Annotated in this window: 20 protein-coding genes; 16 read left to right on the top strand and 4 right to left on the bottom strand. The window is 64.0% G+C overall.

Annotated features, from left to right (window positions below; genetic code table 11):
- The first annotated feature begins 4 nt into the window (after positions 1 to 4).
- The 3 genes from clpA to ACZ48C_RS08190 all read left to right on the top strand — a co-directional run bounded on the left by clpA (position 5) and on the right by ACZ48C_RS08190 (position 3,655).
- Complete coding sequence (gene clpA, locus ACZ48C_RS08200; RefSeq protein WP_464782699.1) at positions 5 to 2,512, top strand: ATP-dependent Clp protease ATP-binding subunit ClpA; 2,508 nt, start codon at positions 5 to 7, stop codon at positions 2,510 to 2,512.
- Between the two features lie 67 nt (positions 2,513 to 2,579).
- Positions 2,580 to 3,314, top strand: coding sequence for an AzlC family ABC transporter permease (locus ACZ48C_RS08195; RefSeq protein WP_464782698.1), 735 nt, complete (start codon positions 2,580 to 2,582; stop codon positions 3,312 to 3,314).
- Positions 3,311 to 3,655, top strand: coding sequence for an AzlD domain-containing protein (locus ACZ48C_RS08190; protein ID WP_424547308.1), 345 nt, complete (start codon positions 3,311 to 3,313; stop codon positions 3,653 to 3,655). The genes ACZ48C_RS08195 and ACZ48C_RS08190 overlap by 4 nt, the downstream gene beginning before the upstream one ends.
- 12 nt (positions 3,656 to 3,667) lie before the next feature.
- Here the strand turns inward: ACZ48C_RS08190 and ACZ48C_RS08185 are convergent, their stop codons facing one another.
- The 4 genes from ACZ48C_RS08185 to ACZ48C_RS08170 are packed head-to-tail and all read right to left on the bottom strand — an operon-like array spanning position 3,668 to position 6,493.
- A complete protein-coding gene (locus ACZ48C_RS08185; protein WP_464782697.1) occupies positions 3,668 to 4,090 on the bottom strand; it encodes an HIT family protein in 423 nt (140 codons plus the stop codon).
- Between the two features lie 18 nt (positions 4,091 to 4,108).
- The gene (locus tag ACZ48C_RS08180; RefSeq protein ID WP_464782696.1) at positions 4,109 to 5,302 is read right to left on the bottom strand and encodes a GNAT family N-acetyltransferase; all 1,194 of its coding nucleotides are present in this window, start codon (positions 5,300 to 5,302) and stop codon (positions 4,109 to 4,111) included.
- A 1-nt stretch (position 5,303) separates the two neighbouring features.
- A complete protein-coding gene (locus tag ACZ48C_RS08175) occupies positions 5,304 to 6,029 on the bottom strand; it encodes a glycerophosphodiester phosphodiesterase (protein ID WP_318911884.1) in 726 nt (241 codons plus the stop codon).
- Positions 6,029 to 6,493, bottom strand: a complete 465-nt coding sequence (locus ACZ48C_RS08170) for a RidA family protein (protein WP_464782695.1) — start codon at positions 6,491 to 6,493, stop codon at positions 6,029 to 6,031. The genes ACZ48C_RS08175 and ACZ48C_RS08170 overlap by 1 nt, the downstream gene beginning before the upstream one ends.
- 146 nt (positions 6,494 to 6,639) lie before the next feature.
- Here ACZ48C_RS08170 and ACZ48C_RS08165 point away from each other — a divergent pair, with 146 nt between their 5' ends.
- The 13 genes from ACZ48C_RS08165 to ACZ48C_RS08105 all read left to right on the top strand — a co-directional run bounded on the left by ACZ48C_RS08165 (position 6,640) and on the right by ACZ48C_RS08105 (position 19,911).
- Positions 6,640 to 7,467 carry a cell envelope integrity EipB family protein gene (locus ACZ48C_RS08165; protein ID WP_424547312.1) on the top strand — a complete coding sequence of 276 codons (828 nt, stop codon included), beginning with the start codon at positions 6,640 to 6,642 and terminating at the stop codon, positions 7,465 to 7,467.
- 348 nt (positions 7,468 to 7,815) lie between these two features.
- Positions 7,816 to 8,577 (top strand): 30S ribosomal protein S2, encoded by a 762-nt coding sequence (rpsB, locus tag ACZ48C_RS08160; protein ID WP_119259227.1) that lies wholly within the window; start codon positions 7,816 to 7,818, stop codon positions 8,575 to 8,577.
- 242 nt (positions 8,578 to 8,819) lie between these two features.
- A complete protein-coding gene (gene tsf / locus ACZ48C_RS08155) occupies positions 8,820 to 9,746 on the top strand; it encodes a translation elongation factor Ts (RefSeq protein ID WP_119259226.1) in 927 nt (308 codons plus the stop codon).
- A 187-nt stretch (positions 9,747 to 9,933) separates the two neighbouring features.
- A complete protein-coding gene (gene pyrH / locus ACZ48C_RS08150; RefSeq protein WP_203318923.1) occupies positions 9,934 to 10,656 on the top strand; it encodes a UMP kinase in 723 nt (240 codons plus the stop codon).
- 57 nt (positions 10,657 to 10,713) lie between these two features.
- Positions 10,714 to 11,274, top strand: a complete 561-nt coding sequence (frr, locus tag ACZ48C_RS08145; RefSeq protein ID WP_119259224.1) for a ribosome recycling factor — start codon at positions 10,714 to 10,716, stop codon at positions 11,272 to 11,274.
- A gap of 43 nt (positions 11,275 to 11,317) precedes the next feature.
- Positions 11,318 to 12,064: an isoprenyl transferase gene (locus ACZ48C_RS08140; RefSeq protein ID WP_464782694.1), complete on the top strand. Its 747-nt coding sequence runs from the start codon at positions 11,318 to 11,320 to the stop codon at positions 12,062 to 12,064.
- Positions 12,064 to 12,897 (top strand): phosphatidate cytidylyltransferase, encoded by an 834-nt coding sequence (locus ACZ48C_RS08135; protein ID WP_119259222.1) that lies wholly within the window; start codon positions 12,064 to 12,066, stop codon positions 12,895 to 12,897. The genes ACZ48C_RS08140 and ACZ48C_RS08135 overlap by 1 nt, the downstream gene beginning before the upstream one ends.
- 25 nt (positions 12,898 to 12,922) lie before the next feature.
- A complete protein-coding gene (gene rseP / locus ACZ48C_RS08130) occupies positions 12,923 to 14,056 on the top strand; it encodes an RIP metalloprotease RseP (protein ID WP_119259221.1) in 1,134 nt (377 codons plus the stop codon).
- A gap of 237 nt (positions 14,057 to 14,293) precedes the next feature.
- Positions 14,294 to 16,633 (top strand): outer membrane protein assembly factor BamA, encoded by a 2,340-nt coding sequence (gene bamA / locus ACZ48C_RS08125; RefSeq protein WP_464782693.1) that lies wholly within the window; start codon positions 14,294 to 14,296, stop codon positions 16,631 to 16,633.
- A gap of 48 nt (positions 16,634 to 16,681) precedes the next feature.
- On the top strand, positions 16,682 to 17,764 hold the full coding sequence (gene lpxD, locus ACZ48C_RS08120; RefSeq protein WP_464782692.1) for a UDP-3-O-(3-hydroxymyristoyl)glucosamine N-acyltransferase: 1,083 nt from the start codon (positions 16,682 to 16,684) through the stop codon (positions 17,762 to 17,764).
- Entirely contained in the window at positions 17,757 to 18,224 is a 468-nt protein-coding gene (fabZ, locus tag ACZ48C_RS08115; protein ID WP_119259219.1) for a 3-hydroxyacyl-ACP dehydratase FabZ, read from the top strand. The genes lpxD and fabZ overlap by 8 nt, the downstream gene beginning before the upstream one ends.
- Entirely contained in the window at positions 18,221 to 19,036 is an 816-nt protein-coding gene (gene lpxA, locus ACZ48C_RS08110; protein WP_318912394.1) for an acyl-ACP--UDP-N-acetylglucosamine O-acyltransferase, read from the top strand. The genes fabZ and lpxA overlap by 4 nt, the downstream gene beginning before the upstream one ends.
- Positions 19,037 to 19,041: 5 nt before the next feature.
- Positions 19,042 to 19,911 carry an LpxI family protein gene (locus ACZ48C_RS08105; RefSeq protein ID WP_464782691.1) on the top strand — a complete coding sequence of 290 codons (870 nt, stop codon included), beginning with the start codon at positions 19,042 to 19,044 and terminating at the stop codon, positions 19,909 to 19,911.

The raw sequence follows: 19,911 nt of genomic DNA, 5'->3' as shown, positions 1-19,911 counted from the left end.
GAACGTGCCAACATTTTCTGCCAGCCTTGAAAAGGCCCTCCATCAGGCACTGACCTACGCGAACGAGCGCCATCACGAATATGCGACGCTCGAACACCTTCTGCTCGCGCTGATCGACGACGCGGACGCTGCCGCCGTGATGGGCGCCTGCGACGTCAATCTCGATGTCCTGCGCAAGACCGTCACCGACTATGTCGACCATGACCTCGCCAACCTCGTGACGGGCTACGAGGAGGATTCCAAGCCGACCTCCGGCTTCCAGCGCGTCATCCAGCGCGCGGTGATCCATGTCCAGTCGTCCGGCCGCGAGGAAGTGACCGGCGCCAATGTGCTCGTCGCGATCTTCGCCGAGCGCGAGAGCCATGCCGCCTATTTCCTGCAGGAGCAGGAGATGACGCGCTACGACGCCGTCAATTTCATCTCGCACGGCATCGGCAAGCGGCCCGGCTCCACCGAGCAGCGGACGGTCCGCGGCAGCGAGGAGGCCGACAGCGAGCCGAAGCAGCAGCGGGGTGGTAATGAGCAGGAGGAGTCCGCCAAGAAGCAGGACGCCCTCACGGCCTATTGCGTGAACCTCAACGAGAAGGCGAAGAACGGCAAGATCGACCCGCTGATCGGCCGTCATGCCGAGGTCAACCGCACGATCCAGGTGCTCTGCCGCCGCTCCAAGAACAACCCGCTCTATGTGGGCGATCCCGGCGTCGGCAAGACGGCCATCGCCGAGGGCCTCGCCAAGCGCATCGTCGAGGGCAAGGTGCCGGAAGCGCTGGCCGACGCGACGATCTTCTCGCTCGACATGGGCACGCTGCTTGCCGGCACGCGCTATCGCGGCGACTTCGAGGAGCGCCTGAAGCAGGTCGTCAAGGAACTCGAAGAGTATCCGGGCGCCGTGCTGTTCATCGACGAGATCCACACCGTCATCGGCGCAGGGGCAACCTCCGGCGGCGCGATGGATGCGTCCAACCTCCTGAAGCCGGCGCTCTCCTCCGGCGCGATCCGCTGCATCGGCTCGACGACCTACAAGGAATACCGCCAGTTCTTCGAGAAGGACCGGGCTCTTGTCCGCCGCTTCCAGAAGATCGACGTGAACGAGCCGACCATCGACGACACGATCGAGATCATGAAGGGCCTCAAGCCCTATTTCGAGGAATATCACAAGCTTCGCTATTCCAACGAGGCGATCAAGACGGCCGTCGAGCTTTCGGCCCGCTACATCAACGACCGCAAGCTGCCGGACAAGGCGATCGACGTGATCGACGAGACCGGCGCGGCCCAGATGCTGCTGCCCGCCGGAAAACGCCGCAAGCTGATCACCGAGAAGGAGATCGAAGCGACGATCGCCACCATGGCCCGCATTCCGCCGAAGACCGTCTCGAAGGACGACGAGCAGGTGCTCGCCAACCTCGAGAAGGAACTGCGCTCGGTCGTCTACGGCCAGGACCTCGCCATCGAGGCGCTGGCCTCGGCAATCAAGCTGTCGCGTGCCGGCCTTCGCGAGCCGAACAAGCCGATCGGCTGCTACCTGTTCTCCGGCCCCACGGGCGTCGGCAAGACGGAAGTCGCCAAGCAGCTTGCAAGCTCGCTCGGCGTCGAACTCCTGCGCTTCGACATGTCGGAATACATGGAGCGGCACACGGTCTCGCGCCTGCTCGGCGCACCTCCCGGCTATGTCGGCTTCGACCAGGGTGGCCTTTTGACCGACGGCGTCGACCAGCATCCGCATTGCGTGCTGCTGCTCGACGAGATCGAGAAGGCGCATCCGGACCTCTACAACATCCTGTTGCAGGTCATGGACCACGGCTCGCTGACCGATCATAACGGCAAGAAGATCGACTTCCGCAACGTCATCCTGATCATGACGACCAATGCTGGCGCATCGGACATGGCCAAGGCCGCTATCGGCTTCGGCTCGTCCAAGCGCGAGGGCGAGGACATGGAGGCGATCAACCGCCTGTTCACGCCGGAATTCCGCAACCGCCTCGATGCGATCATCCCGTTCGGCTCGCTGCCGACGCCGGTCATCCATCAGGTCGTGCAGAAGTTCGTCATGCAGCTGGAAACCCAGCTTGCCGAGCGCAACGTCACCTTCGACCTTCAGTCCGAGGCGATCGCCTGGCTGGCAGAGAAGGGTTACGACGAGAAGATGGGCGCCCGTCCGCTGGCGCGCGTCATCCAGGAGAACATCAAGAAGAAGCTCGCCGACGAAATCCTCTTCGGCAAGCTCAAGAAGGGCGGCGTCGTCCGCGTCTCCGTCGGTACCAAGGAAGACGGGTCGAAGGGCCTGATCCTCGACGCCGTGCCGGAGACCGCGCCGATCAAGCCGAAGGCCGAGATCGAGGAGGCCGCCGCCAAGAAGGCAAAGCCGCGCAAGGCGAAGGAAACCGTCGCCGCCGAGGCAGCGCCGGCCAAGGCGCGCTCGCCCAAGAAGGCGGCAGAGGCCAAGGCCACGGAGCCGAAGGACGAGCCGCCGCGCAAGTCCGGCACGGTTCCGAAGGTTCCGCGCAAGAAATAACGGCTTTACAAATCGTACCGGCCGGGCAGGAAACTGCCCGGCTTTCTTTTTGCAGCAAGAGATTCGAATGACCGCCGGGGCAGAACCTCAATCCCAGATGCACTGGTTCCTTCTCGGCATGCGCGGCCTTTTCAGCCTGCCGGCCGTCATCCTGATGCTCTCCTTCGTCGGCTTCGCCGCCTTCACGGCGGAGGCGAAGATCCCGGTCGGGCAGGTGATGTTCATGACGGGCATCATCTGGGCGCTGCCAGCCAAGGTCATCCTCGTCGGCTCGATGCTGTCCGGCGCGCATATCGCGACGGCCTTCATCGCCGTCACGCTCTCCTCCGTGCGCATGATGCCGATGGTGGCCTCGCTGGTGCCGGAGATCCGCACCAGCCGCACGCCGACCTGGCTTCTGCTGCTCGTTTCCCATTTCGTCGCCATCACGGCCTGGGTCTTTGCGATGGAGAGGGTGCGCGACGTGCCGCGCGCCGGCCGGCTCGCCTTCTTCGCCGGCTTCGGCATAACGCTGACCACGACCAATATCGTGCTCGTTGGCCTCGTCTATGGCGCCGTGTCGGAATTTCCTCCGCTCGTCTCCGGCTGTCTGTTCTTCCTGACGCCGGTCTATTTCCTCACCTCGATCTGGATTTCCGCGCGCCATCGCGTGATCTACTGGGCGCTCGGCATCGGTCTTGCGTTCGGCTGGCTCTTCGCGGTAATTGCGCCGGAGTACGACATCCTGCTTGCCGGCATCGTCGGCGGCACGCTGGCATGGTGGGGCGAGCGCATGCTGCGCCGGCGGGAGGCGCTCCGATGAGTTTCGAGGGATATTGGCCCTATGTCTACATCGCCGTCGCTGGCTGGCTCGCGACCGATTTCTGGCGCTGGGCCGGCGTTCTCGTCGGCAACCGCATCGACGAGCGTTCGGAGCTTTTGAACTGGGTGCGGGCGGTGGCGACGGCGCTGGTGGCGGCCGTCATCGCCAAGATGATCTTCTTTCCGACCGGTACGCTCACGAGCTCGCCGCTCTGGCTGCGGCTGGGCGCGGTGGCCTTCGGTGCGGCCGCATTCTTCCTCGGCGGCCGCTTCCGGCAGATCCTCGGCATTGCCGCGGCCATGGCCTTCCTGGCCGCGGGGCTCGCACTTCTCGGCGCCTGACGGCGCGGGCGGTCACGTCAGCGCGTTGCGCAGCTTTTCCGCATTGGCGGCCAGCACGCCCTGATCTTCCATCGTGCCGGAATGGGGCTTGAGCGGCAGGCCCTCGATGCGCGGGATGACGTGGAAATGCAGGTGATAGACGGTCTGGCCGGCGGCCGGCTCGTTGAACTGGATGACTGTCACGCCGTCCGCCTCGAACGCCTCCTTTACGGCGACAGCCACCTTCTGCACCACCGGCATGAGGCGGGCGAGGGTCTGCGGGTCCGCATCGAGGATGTTGCGCGAGGGCGTCTTGGGGATGACGAGCGTGTGGCCGTTGGCCTGCGGCATGACATCCATGAAGGCGAGGGCGTGCTCGTCCTCGTAGACGCGGTGCGAGGGGATCTCGCCGCGCAGGATCTTCGCGAAAATGTTGTTGGGGTCGTAGGCGGTCATGCGTGTCTCCCGGTCAGGTCAGTCGGTGTCGTCGTGGTTTTCGCCGCGGCGGAAGGGGCCGTGTTCGGCAAGATAGTCGCCCATCATCTCGACATCTTGCCGCTCGCGTTCGAGATAGTCGGCGATGGCGCGGCGAAGGCCGGCATGGGCGATGTAATGGGCCGAATGGGTGGTGACGGGCAGGTAGCCGCGCGCCAGCTTGTGCTCGCCCTGCGCGCCGGCCTCGACGCGCGTGAGCCGCTTCTCGATCGCGAAGTCGATGGCCTGGTGGTAGCAGACCTCGAAATGCAGGAAGGGATGATCCTCGATGCAGCCCCAGTGGCGGCCGAAGAGCGTTTCGCCGCCGATGAAGTTGATCGCGCCGGCGATGTAGCGGCCCTCGCGCCGTGCCATGACGAGGAGGATGTCGTCCGCCATGCGCTCGCCGATCAGGCTGTAGAAGCGGCGGTTGAGATAGGGCCGGCCCCACTTGCGGCTGCCGGTGTCCATGTAGAAGGCGAAGAACTGGTCCCAGACGCTTTCGGTAAGGTCGCTGCCGGTCAGCCAGTCGATCTCGATGCCGTGCTCCAGTGCCGCCCGGCGCTCCTTCTTCAGCGCCTTGCGCTTGCGGGAGGCAAGCGTTTCGAGGAAATCCTCATAGGCGCCGTAGCCGGCATTGATGAAATGGAACTGCTGGTCGGTGCGGTGCAAATAGCCTGCGGCCTCGAAGACCGGCATTTCCATCTCCGGCACGAAAGTCGCATGGGCGGAGGAGACCCCATGCCGCCGGGTCAGCTCCTTCAGGCCCTCGGCGAGCGCTGCCTGCGTTTCCACGACGGGTTCACCCGTGCGATGAAGCAGGCGGGGACCGGTTGCGGGCGTGAAGGGAATGGCGGCCTGGAGCTTCGGATAGTAGCGCCCGCCGGCGCGCTCGAAGGCGTCGGCCCAGCCGTGGTCGAAAACATATTCGCCCTGGCTGTGGCTCTTGAGATAGACGGGCAGGGCGCCCCGCAACGCGCCGTCCTCACCCTCCAGCAGCAGGTGCTGGCCGAGCCAGCCGGTCTCGGCAACGGCACAGCCCGATTCTTCCAGCGAAGACAGGAAGGCATGGCTGACGAAGGGATTGTAAGGTTCGCGCGCATCGCCCCTGGAGGCGCCGGCAAGGCGCGCCCAGTCCTCCGCCGGGATATCGGCGAAGCTCGTTTCGACACGGATGCGCACCGCCTCCGTCATGTCAGGCGGTCAGCGGCTCGCGCGGATCGAAGCCCTCGAAGGTCATCTGGTCCGCGTTGTTGGCCGTGATCGTGCGCGCCTCGTCGTCGTGCACGGTCCAGGTGATGATCTTCACGCCGAGGTCGCGCTGGCGGCTGATGAAGGCGTTCGGCAGGTGGCCGTAGTAATAGGAGATGAAGTCGAGTCCGAGCTGCATTGCCTCCTCGTGCACGGCGAAATTCTCCGGGCGCTGGCCTTCCGCCGTCAGGCCGACGGGCCGGTTGGTACCGATCGCCTTGAGGTCCTGCAGCAGCCATTGGTCGAAGCTCATCAGGGCGATGGGGCCTTCGTAGTCCTCGATGGCATCGAGCACGGCCATGGCGAAGCCGTCGTCGTCGCCCTTGCGGCCCTTCAGCTCCAGCACGATGGGCACGCGGCCCTTGACGAGGTCGAGGAGCTGGCGGAGCGTCGGGATGCGGTCCGCGGTGCCGCCGATGGTCAGCAGGCCGAGCTCGGCGGCGGTGCGCTGGCGCACGTCGCCGTCGATGCCGCAGAGGCGCTTGAGGTTGTCGTCATGGAAGACGACCGGAATGGCATCGGCCGAATATTGCAGGTCGCATTCGATGGAAAAGCCGGCATCGGCGGCGCGGGCGAAGGCCGAGAGCGTGTTTTCCCAGACGTTCCGGTTGAGGTCGTGGTAGCCGCGATGGGCGATGGGCCGTTCGGTCAGCCAGTTGAACTTGGACATCAGGCGATTTCCATGATCGCGTCGATCTCGACGGCGGCGTTGAGGGGGAGGGAGGCCATGCCGACGGCGGCGCGGGCATGCTTGCCGGCATCGCCGAGCGCGCCGACGAGGAAGTTGGACGCGCCGTTGATGACGAGGTGCTGCTCGATGAAGTCGGGCGCGGAGGCGACGAAGCCGTTGATCTTGACGATGCGCCTGATGCGCGAGAGATCGCCGAGCGCGGCCTTGGCCTGGGCGAGGAGGCCGAGGGCGCACAGTTCCGCGGCCTTCTGGCCGGCCGGGACGTCGACATTCCTGCCGAGATGGCCGGTATGGGCGAGCTTGCCGCCCAGCATCGGCAACTGGCCGGAAATGTGGAGCATATTGCCGCTGATGACGAAGGGCACGTAGTTGGCCGCGGGCGCCGCCGCAACGGGGATGTCGTAGCCCAGTTCCTTGACGCGGTTTTCGATTTCAGCGGACATTGCGGTCTCCGTTCCGGGCTCTTGAGGGGCGTTGCGGCGGGGTATGCCGCACTGTGGGAAATGAATATGGCAAGGCGTGGATATTGCCTCGCTTTTGCCGGAAGAGTTCTTATAACATCGCCGTCGGTTTCAACAGGAGGAAACGGATGTTTCGTTCAGCCTTTGTCGCGGCGCTCACAGCCGGGGCATGCTTCGCCGGCAGCGGCATTACCGACGCGCTTGCCAATCCGGCGAGCGGGCTTGCGCCGCACCGCGCCGTCTACGACCTCCAGCTCAAGGATGCGACCGAGCGCTCGGGCATCGCCGGCATGTATGGCCGCATGGTCTACGAGTTCAACGGCAGCCCCTGCGACGGCTATACGGTGAGCTTCCGCTTCGTCACGCAGGTCAATACCGGCGACGAGACGCGGCTCACCGACCAGCAGACGACCACCTATGAGGACCTGAAGAACGGCAGCTTCCGCTTCCTCACTCGCTCCTTCACCGACGAGAAGCTGGACAAGGAAGTGCGCGGCACGGCGCGCGAGGACAAGAAGGGCGTCAGCGTCGACCTGACCGCGCCGGACGCCAGGAAGCTGGAGCTCGCCGCCAGCCGCTTTCCGACCGAGCACATGGTGGAGGTGATCGCGCATGCGAGGAAAGGCGAGCACTTCTTCGAATCGCGCATCTACGACGGTTCGGATTCGGGCGACAAGACGCTGATGACCACCTCCGTCGTGGGCAAGAAGGAAATGCCGAAGGCCGGTGACCCGGATGCCGACAAGGCGGGCGTCTTCGCCAAGCAGGCTTTCTGGCCGGTCTCCATCGCCTATTACAACGACACCAGCGAGGGCGATGCGCTGCCTGTCTACCGCATGTCCTTCAAGCTCTACGAGAACGGCATCACGCGCGACCTCACCATGGATTACGGCGAGTTCTCGCTGACCGGCAAGCTCGCAAAGCTGGAGCTGTTCAAGCAGCAGGAGTGCAAGTAAGGCCGGCGACGCTAGGTTGCCCCTCACCCTCACCCTCTCCCCGCAAACGGGGAGAGGGGACTTGTCCCACCAATGGGAATCGTTCGGCGAAACGGGTGAGACATATCTCCTTCTCCCCGCTTGCGGGGAGAAGGTGCCGGCAGGCGGATGAGGGGCGAAACCGCGCAGGAAGTGTCTTTTTTACCTCGCGGCCCTTGATTTGCCGGGAAACTGCGGTTAAAGGGCCGCTCATTCCACACGTGAGGCATGGGATCGTCCGGGAGAAATCCGGGCCTTTCCGCCCGGTGGCATTTCCGAAGGAAGTGCTGTTCGCCTTGCGGAGGTTCAACCGGAAAAGGATAACTAGGCATGGCATTGCCCGATTTCTCTATGCGCCAGCTTCTGGAAGCCGGCGTTCACTTCGGCCACCAGACCCACCGCTGGAACCCGAAGATGAAGCCGTACATCTTCGGCGACCGCAACAACGTTCACATCATCGACCTGGCACAGACCGTTCCGCTGCTGTCGCGCGCCCTTCAGGTCGTGTCCGACACGGTAGCCGGCGGCGGCCGCGTTCTCTTCGTCGGCACGAAGCGCCAGGCATCCGAGATCATCGCCGATGCTGCCAAGCGTTCGGCCCAGTACTACGTCAACTCCCGCTGGCTCGGCGGCATGCTGACGAACTGGAAGACGATCTCCAACTCGATCCAGCGCCTGCGCAAGCTCGACGAGATCCTGTCCTCGGAAGGCTCCGGCTATTCCAAGAAGGAACGCCTGACCCTCGAGCGCGAGCGCGAGAAGCTTGAAAAGGCTCTCGGCGGTATCCGCGACATGGGCGGCACCCCGGACCTGATGTTCATCATCGACACCAACAAGGAATCGATCGCGATCCAGGAAGCCAAGCGTCTCGGCATCCCGGTCGTCGCCATCATCGACTCGAACTGCGACCCGGACCCGATCGACTTCCCGATCCCCGGCAACGACGACGCCTCGCGCGCCATCGCCCTCTACTGCGACCTGATCGCCCGCGCTGCCATCGACGGCATCGCTCGCCAGCAGGGCGCTTCGGGCCGTGACCTCGGCGCCTCCGCCGAAGCTCCGGTCGAGCCGGCTCTCGAAGCCGAAGCTTAAGGCCAAGGGCGGAGCGAAGCCTTTCGCTCCCGCTTTCCTGTTCGACCGAGGCCAGAGAGACGATCCCTGGCCTCGGCCTGTTTGAAGGGCCTGTCCGCGCCGATCCATCGGGTCGCGGTCACGCGGCAGGCCGGCGGTGATCTTCATCACCCTGTCATATTTCCGGGTACATTCGTTCCCAAAACCTTGAGTTCGCCGAGGTTTTCCGGCGACACGCAACAAGAACCGACAAGAGGCTCACAATGGCTGAAATCACCGCTGCACTGGTGAAGGAACTGCGCGAAAAGTCCGGCGCAGGCATGATGGACTGCAAGAAGGCGCTGGCTGAGAACAACGGCGACATCGAAGCGGCAATCGACTGGCTGCGCGCCAAGGGCATCGCCAAGGCCGACAAGAAGTCGGGCCGCACGGCTGCCGAAGGCCTCATCGGCGTTGCAAGCGCCGGCACCAAGGCCGTCGTCGTCGAAGTCAACTCCGAGACCGACTTCGTCGCCCGCAACGATGCCTTCCAGGGCATGGTTCGCGGCGTTGCCGACGTTGCGCTCGGCACCGACGGCACCGTCGAAGCCGTTGGCGCTGCCATCTACCCGGCAACCGGCAAGTCGGTTACCGACACCATCAAGGACGCCGTCGCCACCATCGGCGAGAACATGAACCTGCGCCGCTCGGCTGCCCTGTCGGTCGAAGACGGCGTCGTCGCGACCTACATCCACAATGCCGCCGCTGACGGCCTCGGCAAGCTCGGCGTTCTCGTCGCGCTGAAGTCGACCGGCGACAAGGAAGCCCTGAACGCCATCGGCCGCCAGGTCGCCATGCACATTGCTGCAACGGCTCCGCTCGCCATCCGCGCCGAGGAAGTCGATGCCGCCGTTGCCGAACGCGAACGCAACGTCTTCATCGAGCAGTCCCGCGCTTCCGGCAAGCCGGACAACATCATCGAGAAGATGGTCGAAGGCCGCATGCGCAAGTTCTTCGAGGAAGTCGCCCTGCTGTCGCAGGCCTTCGTCATGAACCCCGACCTCACGGTCGGCGCTGCCGTCAAGGAAGCTGAAAAGACCGTCGGCGCGCCGATCGAAGTCACGGGCATGGCCCGCCTCCTGCTCGGCGAAGGCGTCGAGAAGGAAGAGTCGGACTTCGCCGCCGAAGTCGCAGCTGCCGCCAAGGGCTGATTTCCTTAATCCCGTTTGGGAAAAGGTGAGGGCGCCGCGTGACAACGCGGCGCCCTTCGTGTATCCGGCTTGCCGAAATGCCTGCCCCGAAATTTCTCTGCGGCCAAGGCTGCCCTGCGCGGACCCTCCCTCGGTTTCCGCCCGGCGGCCGGATCGGGCGAGCAGGCGCACGAGTTCAGGAGCGACAATGACTGCCAAGCCAATCTACAAACGTGTTCTGCTGAAAGCCTCCGGCGAGGCGCTGATGGGATCGCAGGGCTTCGGCATCGACGTCGCCGTCGCCGACCGCATCGCCTCCGACATCGCCGAGGCCCGCGCGCTCGGCGTCGAGGTCGGCGTCGTCGTCGGCGGGGGCAATATCTTCCGCGGCGTTGCCGTTGCTTCCAAGGGCGGCGACCGCGTCACCGGTGACCACATGGGCATGCTGGCGACCGTCATCAACGCGCTGGCGCTGGCGACATCGCTGCGCAAGCTCGATATCGACACCGTCGTCCTCTCGGCCATTGCCATGCCGGAAATCTGCGAGAGCTTCTCGCAGCGCGCGACGCTCTATCACCTCTCCCTCGGACGCGTGGTGATCTTCGCCGGCGGCACGGGCAACCCGTTCTTCACGACCGACTCGGCCGCAGCGCTCCGCGCCGCCGAAATGGGCGCCGAAGCCATCTTCAAGGGTACGCAGGTCGACGGCATCTATTCCGCCGATCCGAAGAAGGACCCGACCGCCACGCGCTTCGACCGCCTGACGCATAGCGAAGTGCTGGAAAAGGGCCTTGCCGTCATGGACGTTGCCGCCGTTGCGCTGGCGCGTGAAAACTCCATTCCGATCATCGTCTTCTCCATCCATGAAAAGGGCGGTTTTGCCGAAATATTGACCGGTGGCGGACGCGGTACCATCGTAACCGACAACTGATTCTGGAGGCGAGCACGCCCATGGCGTGCAGCCACGACTGAAAACGGGAGTATTCCGATGAGTGAAGGTATTGACCTCAAAGAACTGAAGCGCCGCATGGACGGTGCGATCAGCGCGTTCAAGAACGACATCGCGTCGCTGCGCACCGGCCGCGCCTCGGCCAACGTGCTCGATCCGGTGCAGGTCGAAGCCTATGGTTCGCGCGTGCCGCTGAACCAGGTCGCCAACATCTCCGTTCCCGAGCCCCGCATGCTGTCGGTCTCCGTCTGGGACAAGGGCATGGTCGGCGCCGTCGAGCGTGGCATCCGCGAATCCAATCTCGGCCTCAATCCGATCATCGACGGCCAGAACCTGCGCATTCCGCTGCCCGAACTCAACGAAGAGCGCCGCAAGTCGCTCGTCAAGGTCGCGCATGACTATGCCGAGAAGGCCAAGGTCGCGATCCGTCACGTCCGTCGCGACGGCATGGACGACCTCAAGAAAGCCGAAAAGGATGGCGATATCGGCCAGGATATGAGCCGCAGCCAGTCGGAAAAGGTGCAGAAAATGACGGACGAGGTGATTTTGGACGTCGATCGCTTGCTTGCCGAGAAGGAAAAGGAAATCATGCAGGTATAAGGCCGCGGGCCACCTGCATTCGTTTCTTTTCACCGGATTGCCCATGAACCAGCTTTCGCCCAGCACCGTACCGGCACACGTCGCCATCATCATGGATGGCAACGGACGCTGGGCGAATGCGCGCGGCCTGCCGCGCGCCATGGGGCATCGCAAGGGCGTGGAAGCCGTGCGCGAGGCCGTGAAGACGGCGGCGGAATGCGGCATTTCCTATCTCACGCTCTTCGCCTTCTCCTCGGAGAACTGGAGCCGTCCGCAAAGCGAGGTTTCCGACCTCATGGGCCTGCTGAAGACCTTCATCCGGCGTGACCTTGCCACCCTGCACAAGCAGAATGTGCGCATCCGCGTCATCGGCGACCGGACGAACCTTTCCGGTGATATCCTGCCGCTTCTCCTGGAGGCGGAGGAGACCACACGCGCCAATACCGGCATCACGCTGGTGATCGCCTTCAACTACGGTGCGCGCGACGAGATTGCCCGCGCCGTGCAGCGCCTTGCCGGCGAGGTCGCGGCCGGCCGGCTCGATGCGGCGGCGATCACGCCCGAACGCATCGGCGCCTCCCTCGATACCGTCGGCATTCCCGATCCCGACCTCGTCATCCGCACCAGCGGGGAGGAGCGGCTGTCGAATTTCCTGCTCTGGCAGGCCGCCTATGCCGAGCTCATGTTCGTTCCCGAATTCTGGCCCGATTTTTCGCGCGAGACCTTCATCGCCGCGCTTTCCCGCTATGCCATGCGGGAGCGCCGGTTCGGCGGGCTCCAGCCTGCCGCCACCCTTGCAGTAGGTTCCTGATGCAGAGTGAACTGCGCCTGCGCATCCTTTCCGGCATCGTCCTTGCCATCGTCGTGCTCGCTGCAACCTGGCTCGGCGGGCTTGCCTTCCGCGTGCTGGCGGCCGCCATCGGGCTTCTCGTCTACTACGAATGGTCGACGATGACGCGGCTCGCCGAAAGGGATTTCCGCGCCAACGCCTTCGGCTGGCTCTCCGTCGCGCTTGTCGCCGCGCTTGTCGTCTTCGCCTTCGATGAGCTGGCGCTGCCGGTGCTTCTTGGGGCGGCCGTGCTCGCGATCGTCTATGCGCTGGCAAGTCAGGGAAGCAACTGGCTCGCGGGCGGCGTCGCCTATTCCGGCCTTACGGTGATCTCTCTCGCCGCGATCCGCGGCGATACCGCGCACGGTTTTGCGGCGATGCTCTTCATCTTCGCCGTCGTGTGGGCGACGGATATCCTTGCCTATTTCGTCGGCCGGGCCATCGGCGGGCCGAAGCTCGCGCCATCGATCTCACCGGGCAAGACCTGGTCGGGCGCCATCGGCGGGGCGATTTCGGCCGTAATCGCCGGCACGTTGCTGCATATGGCCTTCTTCTCGCTGGACGGGCTCTGGGTGCCGGTCATCGCGCTGGTGCTTTCGGTCTTCAGCCAGATCGGCGACCTCTTCGAATCCTTCATCAAGCGCCGCTTCGGCGTGAAGGACTCGAGCCGCCTCATTCCGGGACATGGCGGCGTCATGGACCGGGTCGACGGCCTTGTTTTCGCCTGCTTCGCCGCGTTCCTCATTGCGCTCGGCGATGCCATCGTTTCGAGCGCCGCGAACACGCCGGCGGGCGTCATTCTTTTCGGCCCGTAACGGCCAGGGACTTGGGACTGGAACAATGGAAATGCTGGCTGGCTCCCTTGGTTTCTTGACGGGCTATATCGTTCCGTTCCTGCTCGTGCTGACGCTGATCGTCTTCGTGCACGAGATGGGGCACTATCTTGCCGGCCGCTGGTCGGGCATCGGCATCACCGCCTTTTCCGTGGGCTTCGGGCCGGAGCTCCTCGGCTTCACCGACCGGCACGGCACGCGCTGGAAGCTCTCTGCCATTCCGCTCGGCGGCTATGTGAAGTTCCTCGGCGACGACGATCCGGCATCGATTCCCGATTACAAGTCCGTCGCCGGCCTGCCGGAGGAGGTGCGAAAGCGCACGTTCCTCGGCGCGGCCCTGTGGAAAAGGGCGGTAACCGTCGCCGCCGGCCCGATCGCCAATTTCGTTCTCGCCATCGCCATCTTCGCGGTGATGTTCGCCATCTACGGCCGCCAGGTCGCCGACCCGGTCGTCGCGGAAGTCCGTCCCGACAGCGCGGCGGCGGAGGCGGGCGTGCAGCCCGGCGACCTTCTCGTCGCGCTGGACGGAATGCCGGTCACCACCTTCGACGACGTCCGCCGCTATGTCAGCGTGCGTCCCGAGCTGAAGATCACCGTCACCGTGCGGCGCGCCGGCGCGGATATCGACCTGCCGATGGTGCCCAAGCGCACCGAGATCACCGACCAGTTCGGCAACAAGGTCGAGCTGGGCCTGATCGGCATCGTCACCAACCAGGAAGCCGGCAATTTCCGGATCGTGGAGTACGGGCCGATCGAGGCGGTCGGGCAGGGCGTCGTGCAGAGCTGGCATATCGTGACGGGCACGTTCGACTACATCTCGAACCTCGTGACGGGGCGCATGAAGGCCGATCAGCTCGGCGGGCCGATCCGCGTGGCGCAGGCTTCCGGCCAGATGGCGACGCTCGGTGTTGCCGCATTGCTGCAGCTGGCCGCGGTTCTCTCTGTTTCCATTGGACTTTTGAACCTGATGCCCGTGCCGGTACTTGATGGCGGCCACCTGATGTTCTATGCGGTGGAGGCTGTCCGAGGCAGGCCTGTCGGCCCCGGGGCGCAGGAGATAGCATTCCGCATCGGCATGGCGCTGGTGCTCATGCTGATGGTCTTTGCGACCTGGAACGACATATCCATGCTGCTCGGCTGAGGAGCCGGCGCCGCCGGACGGGACTGGAATCAAGGGGAGCCGCATCGTAGAGGCAGTCGCGCTAACGGTCTGTTTACCGTGTTCAAAAGCATTTAGTGGCCTTCGGGCCACGGTTTGAATTGAAGTAAACAGAAATTAACGCGTGACCTTGCTTGTATGGCAAAAGCGGTTAAAACGGCAAACGTGTCCGGAATCGGGCATGCCTGCCGGGCGATAAAACGAAGGTAAGTTGTGAAGATGAAAGCTGGTTCAAACTTCTTGAACGCCGTGTCTGCCGTTGCACTGTCGGCGAGTCTGGTTGTCACGGGCGGCTCTGTTGCTACGCTGGTTTCTGCCACTGCTGCCCAGGCGGCCGTCGTCCGGAACATTCAGGTCCAGGGTGCCGATCGCGTCAGCGCCGAGACGGTCAAGGCAAACCTTGCGATCAAGCCCGGCAAGGCCTTCTCCAATGCCGACATCGACGACTCGGTGCGCCGCCTCTATGCGACCGGCTACTTCTCGGATGTTCGGATCTCGGTTTCCGGCGGCACGCTCGTCGTGGTCGTCAACGAGAACCAGCTGATCAACGAAGTCGTCATCAACGGCAACCGCAAGATCAAGGACGACAAGCTGCAGGGCGTCATCCGCTCGCGCTCGCTCGGCCCGTACAACGAGACGACGATCGAAGCCGACAAGCAGGCGATCCGCGATGCCTATGCCGCGATCGGCCGCAGCGATGCCACCGTCACGACGCAGACCTATCCGCTCGGCAATGGCCGCGTGAACCTTGCCTTCGTCGTCGACGAAGGTGATCGCACGAAGATCTCGCAAATCAATTTCGTCGGCAATCAGGCCTACAGCAATGGCCGCCTGCGTTCCGTCATCCTGACCAAGAAGTCGAACTTCCTGTCGTTCCTGACCCGCAAGGACGTCTACAGCCAGGAGAAGCTGCGCGCCGACGAAGAGGCGCTGCGCCAGTTTTACTTCAACAACGGCTATGCCGACTTCCGTGTCGTTTCCTCGGAAGCCGTTCTCGATGAAGCGTCGAACGAATACGTCGTGACCTTCACGGTCGAGGAAGGTCAGCGCTACAACTTCGGCGACGTGAACGTCGAATCGACGGTCGAAGGCCTCGACTCCGACGAGCTGAAGGGTCTCATCGAATCCCGTCCGGGCAAGGTCTACCGCGCCAAGGACGTCCAGGACACGATGTCCGAAATTTCACAGCGCGTCGCCGCGAAGGGCTACCCGTTCGCCCGCGTCACGCCGCGCGGTAACCGCGACCTCGGCAACGGCACGATCGCCGTCGACTATCTTGTCGACCAGGGCGAGCGCGCCTATGTCGAGCGCATCGAGATCCGCGGCAACACCCGCACGCGCGACTACGTCATCCGCCGCGAGTTCGATATCGGTGAAGGCGACGCCTTCAACCAGGAAGTCGTCACGCGCGCCAAGCGCCGCCTCGAGGCTCTCGGCTACTTCTCCTCCGTCAACGTCACCACGGCGCCCGGCAGCGAAGCCGACCGCGTTGTCCTGATCGTCGATGTTCAGGACCAGTCGACCGGCTCGTTCGGCGTTGGTGCCGGTTACGAGACGGGCAGCAAGGGCGGCTTCAAGCTCGAAGCCTCCATCGAAGAAAAGAACTTCCTCGGTCGTGGCCAATATATTCGCGTTGCGGCCGGCGGCGGTGCCGATTCGCGTGACTACAGCCTGTCCTTTACCGAGCCGTATTTCCTCGGCTACCGTCTTGCTGCGGGCTTTGATGTCTTCAAGAACGAAGACAGGAGCGAAGACTACTATAATGTTGATACGCAGGGCTTTACCCTGCGTGTGACGGCGCCCATCACGGAAGACCTGTCGACGACATTCAAGTATAATTATGCGAAGCTGGATTACAGCTCTTCTGATCTGGCGAAGATCGCAACCCCTTATAAGGATGCGGTTACTAATGGTCCTTGGGTCCGCTCTTCGGTCTCGCACTCTCTGACCTTCGACACCATCGATGATCGTACATTGCCGCGTGACGGTATCTTCGCACAGGTTACACAGGAATTTGCCGGTCTCGGCGGGGATTCTGATTTCTACAAGATTTCCGGCAGGGCGCGTTATTTCCACACGATCCTAGAGGATGCCGATGTCGTCGGATCGCTTGCGGTTAGTGGTGGCCATGTATGGGGCACGGGCAGCGGTGGCAGCCTGAACGTATTCGACCAGTTCAACCTGTCGGCCTCGGAATTGCGCGGCTTCGAATCCAATGGCATCGGCCCGCGGGCGACTGCCACAGGCGACGCACTCGGCGGCACGACTTACTTCACCGCTTCCGCCGAGGCGTCCTTCCCGCTGCCAATGGTTCCGCGTGATGCGGGCTTCCGGGGTGCGTTCTTCGCGGATGCCGGTACGCTCTATGGCAACAAGACGAACACTGTTGCTGCCGATGCGGTCAAGGGTACCGACATGAGCCTTCGCGCTTCCGTCGGCGCTAGTATCATCTGGGCTTCGCCGTTCGGCCCGCTGCGTTTCGACTATGCAGTTCCGATCAAGAAGGAAGATTTCGACGAGGTCCAGCGCTTCAAGTTCGGCATCGCGACCCAGTTCTGACGTATCGCGTCCAGAACCGTGAGAACATGAACGTTCTGGAGTGCCACGATGGAGCATAACTGGTTCTTTCCGCCCCATGACGGCATTCGTCTGGGAGACCTGGCGGTAGCGCTTGGGGCGGAGCTTGCCGATGCTGCGCATGCCGACCGTGTCGTCCGCAGCGTGTCGCCCGTCGGCCGGGCGAAGGGCGGCGATCTCTGCTATATTCTTTCCCGCAAGATGCGCGCCGAGCTGGAGACGAGCGAGGCGACGGCGATTCTTTGTGATCGCGCGCTGGTATCGCTGATACCGGCGCATATTGCCGTTCTGGTTTCCCCGCGCCCGCATACCGCCTTCGCCATTGCCGGCGAACTGCTGCATCCGGTCGCCATGCGTCCGGAGCCGATGACCTCGTCTGCGAGCGGCGTTGCCGCCGGCGCCTATGTCGATTCGACGGCGCGGCTTGAAGCCGATGTGACGGTCGAGCCCATGGCGGTAATCGGCAAGGGGGCGGAGATCGGCGAGGGCACGCAGATCGGACCGGGGGTCATCATCGGGCCGGGCGTCAGGATCGGTCGCAACTGTACGATTGCCGCCGGCGCGACACTCCAGTGCGCGCTCGTCGGCAACAATGTCATCATCCATCCGGGCGCCCGCATCGGTCAGGACGGCTTCGGCTACGCGCCGGGCCTCAAGCCGGGCATGATCAAGATCGTTCAGATCGGCCGCGTCATCATCCAGGACCATGTCGAAATCGGCGCGAACACGACGATCGACCGCGGCACGATGGACGATACGGTGATCGGCGAGGGCACCAAGATCGACAACCAGGTCCAGGTCGGTCACAATGTGCGCATCGGCCGGCATTGCGGCATCGTCAGCAAGGTCGGCATCGCCGGCAGCACGCGGATCGGCGACGGCGTCATGATCGGCGGTGCTTCCGGCATCAACGGCCATATCAACATCGGCGACGGCGTGCAGATCGCCGCGATGAGCGGCGTGGTGGGCGATATCCCTCCTGGCGAGAAATATGGCGGCATTCCCGCGCGTCCCATGCGCGATTTCCTGCGCGACGTGGCGGAGATGGCCATGCGTGCCAATGCCCGTGAAAAGGGCGCTCGTGAAAAGAAGAAGGGTGGCAAGGATGAGTGACGAGACCAAGACAACGCTCGGCGTGGCCGACCTGCGCGAGATCCTGAAGCTTCTTCCCCATCGCTATCCTTTTCTGATGGTCGACAAGATCATCGAGATCGATGGGGATGATTCGGCTGTCGGCATCAAGAATGTCACGGTGAACGAGCCGCATTTCATGGGCCATTTCCCCGACCATCCGATCATGCCGGGCGTGCTGCTCGTCGAGGGCATGGCCCAGACGGCCGGCGCGATCTGCGCGCGCAAGGCCGGTACCGGCTCGAACCTCGTCTACTTCATGACGATCGACAATGCCCGCTTCCGCAAGCCGGTCGTGCCGGGGGACCGCGTGGAATTCCACGTCACCAAGCAGAAGCAGCGCGGCAATATCTGGAAGTTTCACTGCGACGCAAAAGTTGACGGGCAACTTGCCGCCGAAGCTGATATCGGCGCGATGATCGTGAAAAAGGAAGATGCCTGAAAATGATTGCCGCCAGTGCGAAGATCCATCCGCTCTCCGTCATCGAGGACGGAGCGGTCATCGGTGAGAACGTCGTCGTCGGTCCCTTCTGCCATGTCGGGCCCAAGGTCGTTCTCAAGGATGATGTGGAGCTTCTGACGCATGTGGTGGTGACGGGACGCACCGTTATCGGTCGCGGCACGCGCATCTTCCCCAATGCCGTCATCGGCGGCGATCCGCAGAGCGTGCATCACGACGGCGCGGAGACAACGCTCGATGTGGGCGAGATGTGCGTGATCCGCGAAGGCGTGACGATGAATGCCGGCACGACCGAAGGCGGCGGTAAAACGATCGTCGGCAATCACAATCTCTTTCTCGCCAATTCGCATGTCGCGCATGACTGCATTCTCGGCGACCACATCATCCTGTCGAACAACGTCATGCTTGCGGGCCATGTGAAGGTCGAGGATCGGGTCATCCTCGGCGGCGGCTCGGCGGTGCACCAGTTCACCCGCATCGGCCGCCAGGCCTTCATCGGTGGCCTTTCGGCCGTGTCCTACGACGTCATCCCCTATGGCATGCTGAACGGCAATCCCGGAATTCTGGGCGGCCTCAATGTCGTCGGCATGGCGCGTGCGGGCATGGAAAAGGCGACGATCCACGAGGTCCGCCGCGCCTTCAAGCAGATTTTCGAGGGCGAGGGCTCCATCCGCGTCAATGCGGCGGCCATCCGCGATGAATACGCGAACAGCGTTCCCGTCATGCAGATCCTCGATTTCATCGCGGCCGAAAGCGACCGCGCGCTTTCTTCTCCCAACCGGGGCAAGGGCTGACCGGCATGGCTGAGAGCCGGCCCGAAGCGCGCGACCGGCTGGCCATCATCGCCGGCGGCGGCATGCTGCCGCGCTATGTCGCGGATGCGGCCCGCGCGCGGGGGGAAAGTCCCTATATCCTCGCTCTTACCAACGAATCGGGCGAGGACTGGTCGGGCTTCGACCATGAGGTGATTTCCATCGGGAACTATGCCGGCATCGGCAATGCCTTTCGCCGGCAGGGGATCGGCCGCGCCGTGCTGTCGGGCTGGGTGCGCCGCCGGCCGGAATGGCGCGATATCCATGCGCCCTTCAAGGCGCTGCTCGCCGTGCCGTCCGTCGTCCGCACGCTGCTGAAGGGCGGCGACGACGCCGTTCTGAAGATGGTCATCCGGCTGATCGAGTCGGAAGGGGTGCGGGTCGTCGGTGCGCATGAAATCGTGCCGGACCTTCTCGGCAGCGAGGGGCCGCTCGGCGGCATTACACCGGATGCGGCGGCCGAGGCGGACATCACGGCTGCGGCCATGGCCGCTCTGGCGCTTGGCCGGCTCGACGTGGGGCAGGGCGCCGTCGCCGTCGGTGGCCGCGTGGTGGCCCTGGAAGGCGCCGAGGGCACGGACGGCATGCTGGAGCGCGTGGCGCAGCTTCGCGCCGCCGGCCGCATTTCGCAGCGCCGCAGGGGCGTTCTCGTCAAGCTCTGCAAGCCGGGGCAGGATCTGAGGGCCGACCTGCCGTCGATCGGCCTCGAAACGCTGCGGCGGGCGAAGGAGGCCGGGCTTGCTGGCATCGCCGTCGAGGCGGGCCGCTCGCTGATCCTGGAGCGCGAGGCGCTTGTCGCGGAGGCGGATGCCGGCGGTCTCTTCGTGACGGGAATCCTTCCGGAAAGATCGGAGTGA

The organism is Shinella sp. 1A1 (genome assembly GCF_055379515.1).
The sequence above is the reverse complement of the archived record's forward strand: the minus strand, read 5'-3'. Positions and strand labels throughout refer to the sequence as shown.

Bases quoted from the DNA above. Each gene is read 5' to 3' on its own strand.
- ACZ48C_RS08195 (WP_464782698.1), top strand. From the start codon at position 2,580: ATGACCGCCGGGGCAGAACCTCAATCCCAGATGCACTGGTTCCTTCTC.
- ACZ48C_RS08190 (WP_424547308.1), top strand. From the start codon at position 3,311: ATGAGTTTCGAGGGATATTGGCCCTATGTCTACATCGCCGTCGCTGGC.
- ACZ48C_RS08185 (WP_464782697.1), bottom strand. From the start codon at position 4,090: ATGACCGCCTACGACCCCAACAACATTTTCGCGAAGATCCTGCGCGGC.
- ACZ48C_RS08180 (WP_464782696.1), bottom strand. From the start codon at position 5,302: ATGACGGAGGCGGTGCGCATCCGTGTCGAAACGAGCTTCGCCGATATC.
- ACZ48C_RS08175 (WP_318911884.1), bottom strand. From the start codon at position 6,029: ATGTCCAAGTTCAACTGGCTGACCGAACGGCCCATCGCCCATCGCGGC.
- ACZ48C_RS08170 (WP_464782695.1), bottom strand. From the start codon at position 6,493: ATGTCCGCTGAAATCGAAAACCGCGTCAAGGAACTGGGCTACGACATC.
- ACZ48C_RS08165 (WP_424547312.1), top strand. From the start codon at position 6,640: ATGTTTCGTTCAGCCTTTGTCGCGGCGCTCACAGCCGGGGCATGCTTC.
- rpsB (WP_119259227.1), top strand. From the start codon at position 7,816: ATGGCATTGCCCGATTTCTCTATGCGCCAGCTTCTGGAAGCCGGCGTT.
- tsf (WP_119259226.1), top strand. From the start codon at position 8,820: ATGGCTGAAATCACCGCTGCACTGGTGAAGGAACTGCGCGAAAAGTCC.
- pyrH (WP_203318923.1), top strand. From the start codon at position 9,934: ATGACTGCCAAGCCAATCTACAAACGTGTTCTGCTGAAAGCCTCCGGC.
- frr (WP_119259224.1), top strand. From the start codon at position 10,714: ATGAGTGAAGGTATTGACCTCAAAGAACTGAAGCGCCGCATGGACGGT.
- ACZ48C_RS08140 (WP_464782694.1), top strand. From the start codon at position 11,318: ATGAACCAGCTTTCGCCCAGCACCGTACCGGCACACGTCGCCATCATC.
- ACZ48C_RS08135 (WP_119259222.1), top strand. From the start codon at position 12,064: ATGCAGAGTGAACTGCGCCTGCGCATCCTTTCCGGCATCGTCCTTGCC.
- rseP (WP_119259221.1), top strand. From the start codon at position 12,923: ATGGAAATGCTGGCTGGCTCCCTTGGTTTCTTGACGGGCTATATCGTT.
- bamA (WP_464782693.1), top strand. From the start codon at position 14,294: ATGAAAGCTGGTTCAAACTTCTTGAACGCCGTGTCTGCCGTTGCACTG.
- lpxD (WP_464782692.1), top strand. From the start codon at position 16,682: ATGGAGCATAACTGGTTCTTTCCGCCCCATGACGGCATTCGTCTGGGA.
- fabZ (WP_119259219.1), top strand. From the start codon at position 17,757: ATGAGTGACGAGACCAAGACAACGCTCGGCGTGGCCGACCTGCGCGAG.
- ACZ48C_RS08105 (WP_464782691.1), top strand. From the start codon at position 19,042: ATGGCTGAGAGCCGGCCCGAAGCGCGCGACCGGCTGGCCATCATCGCC.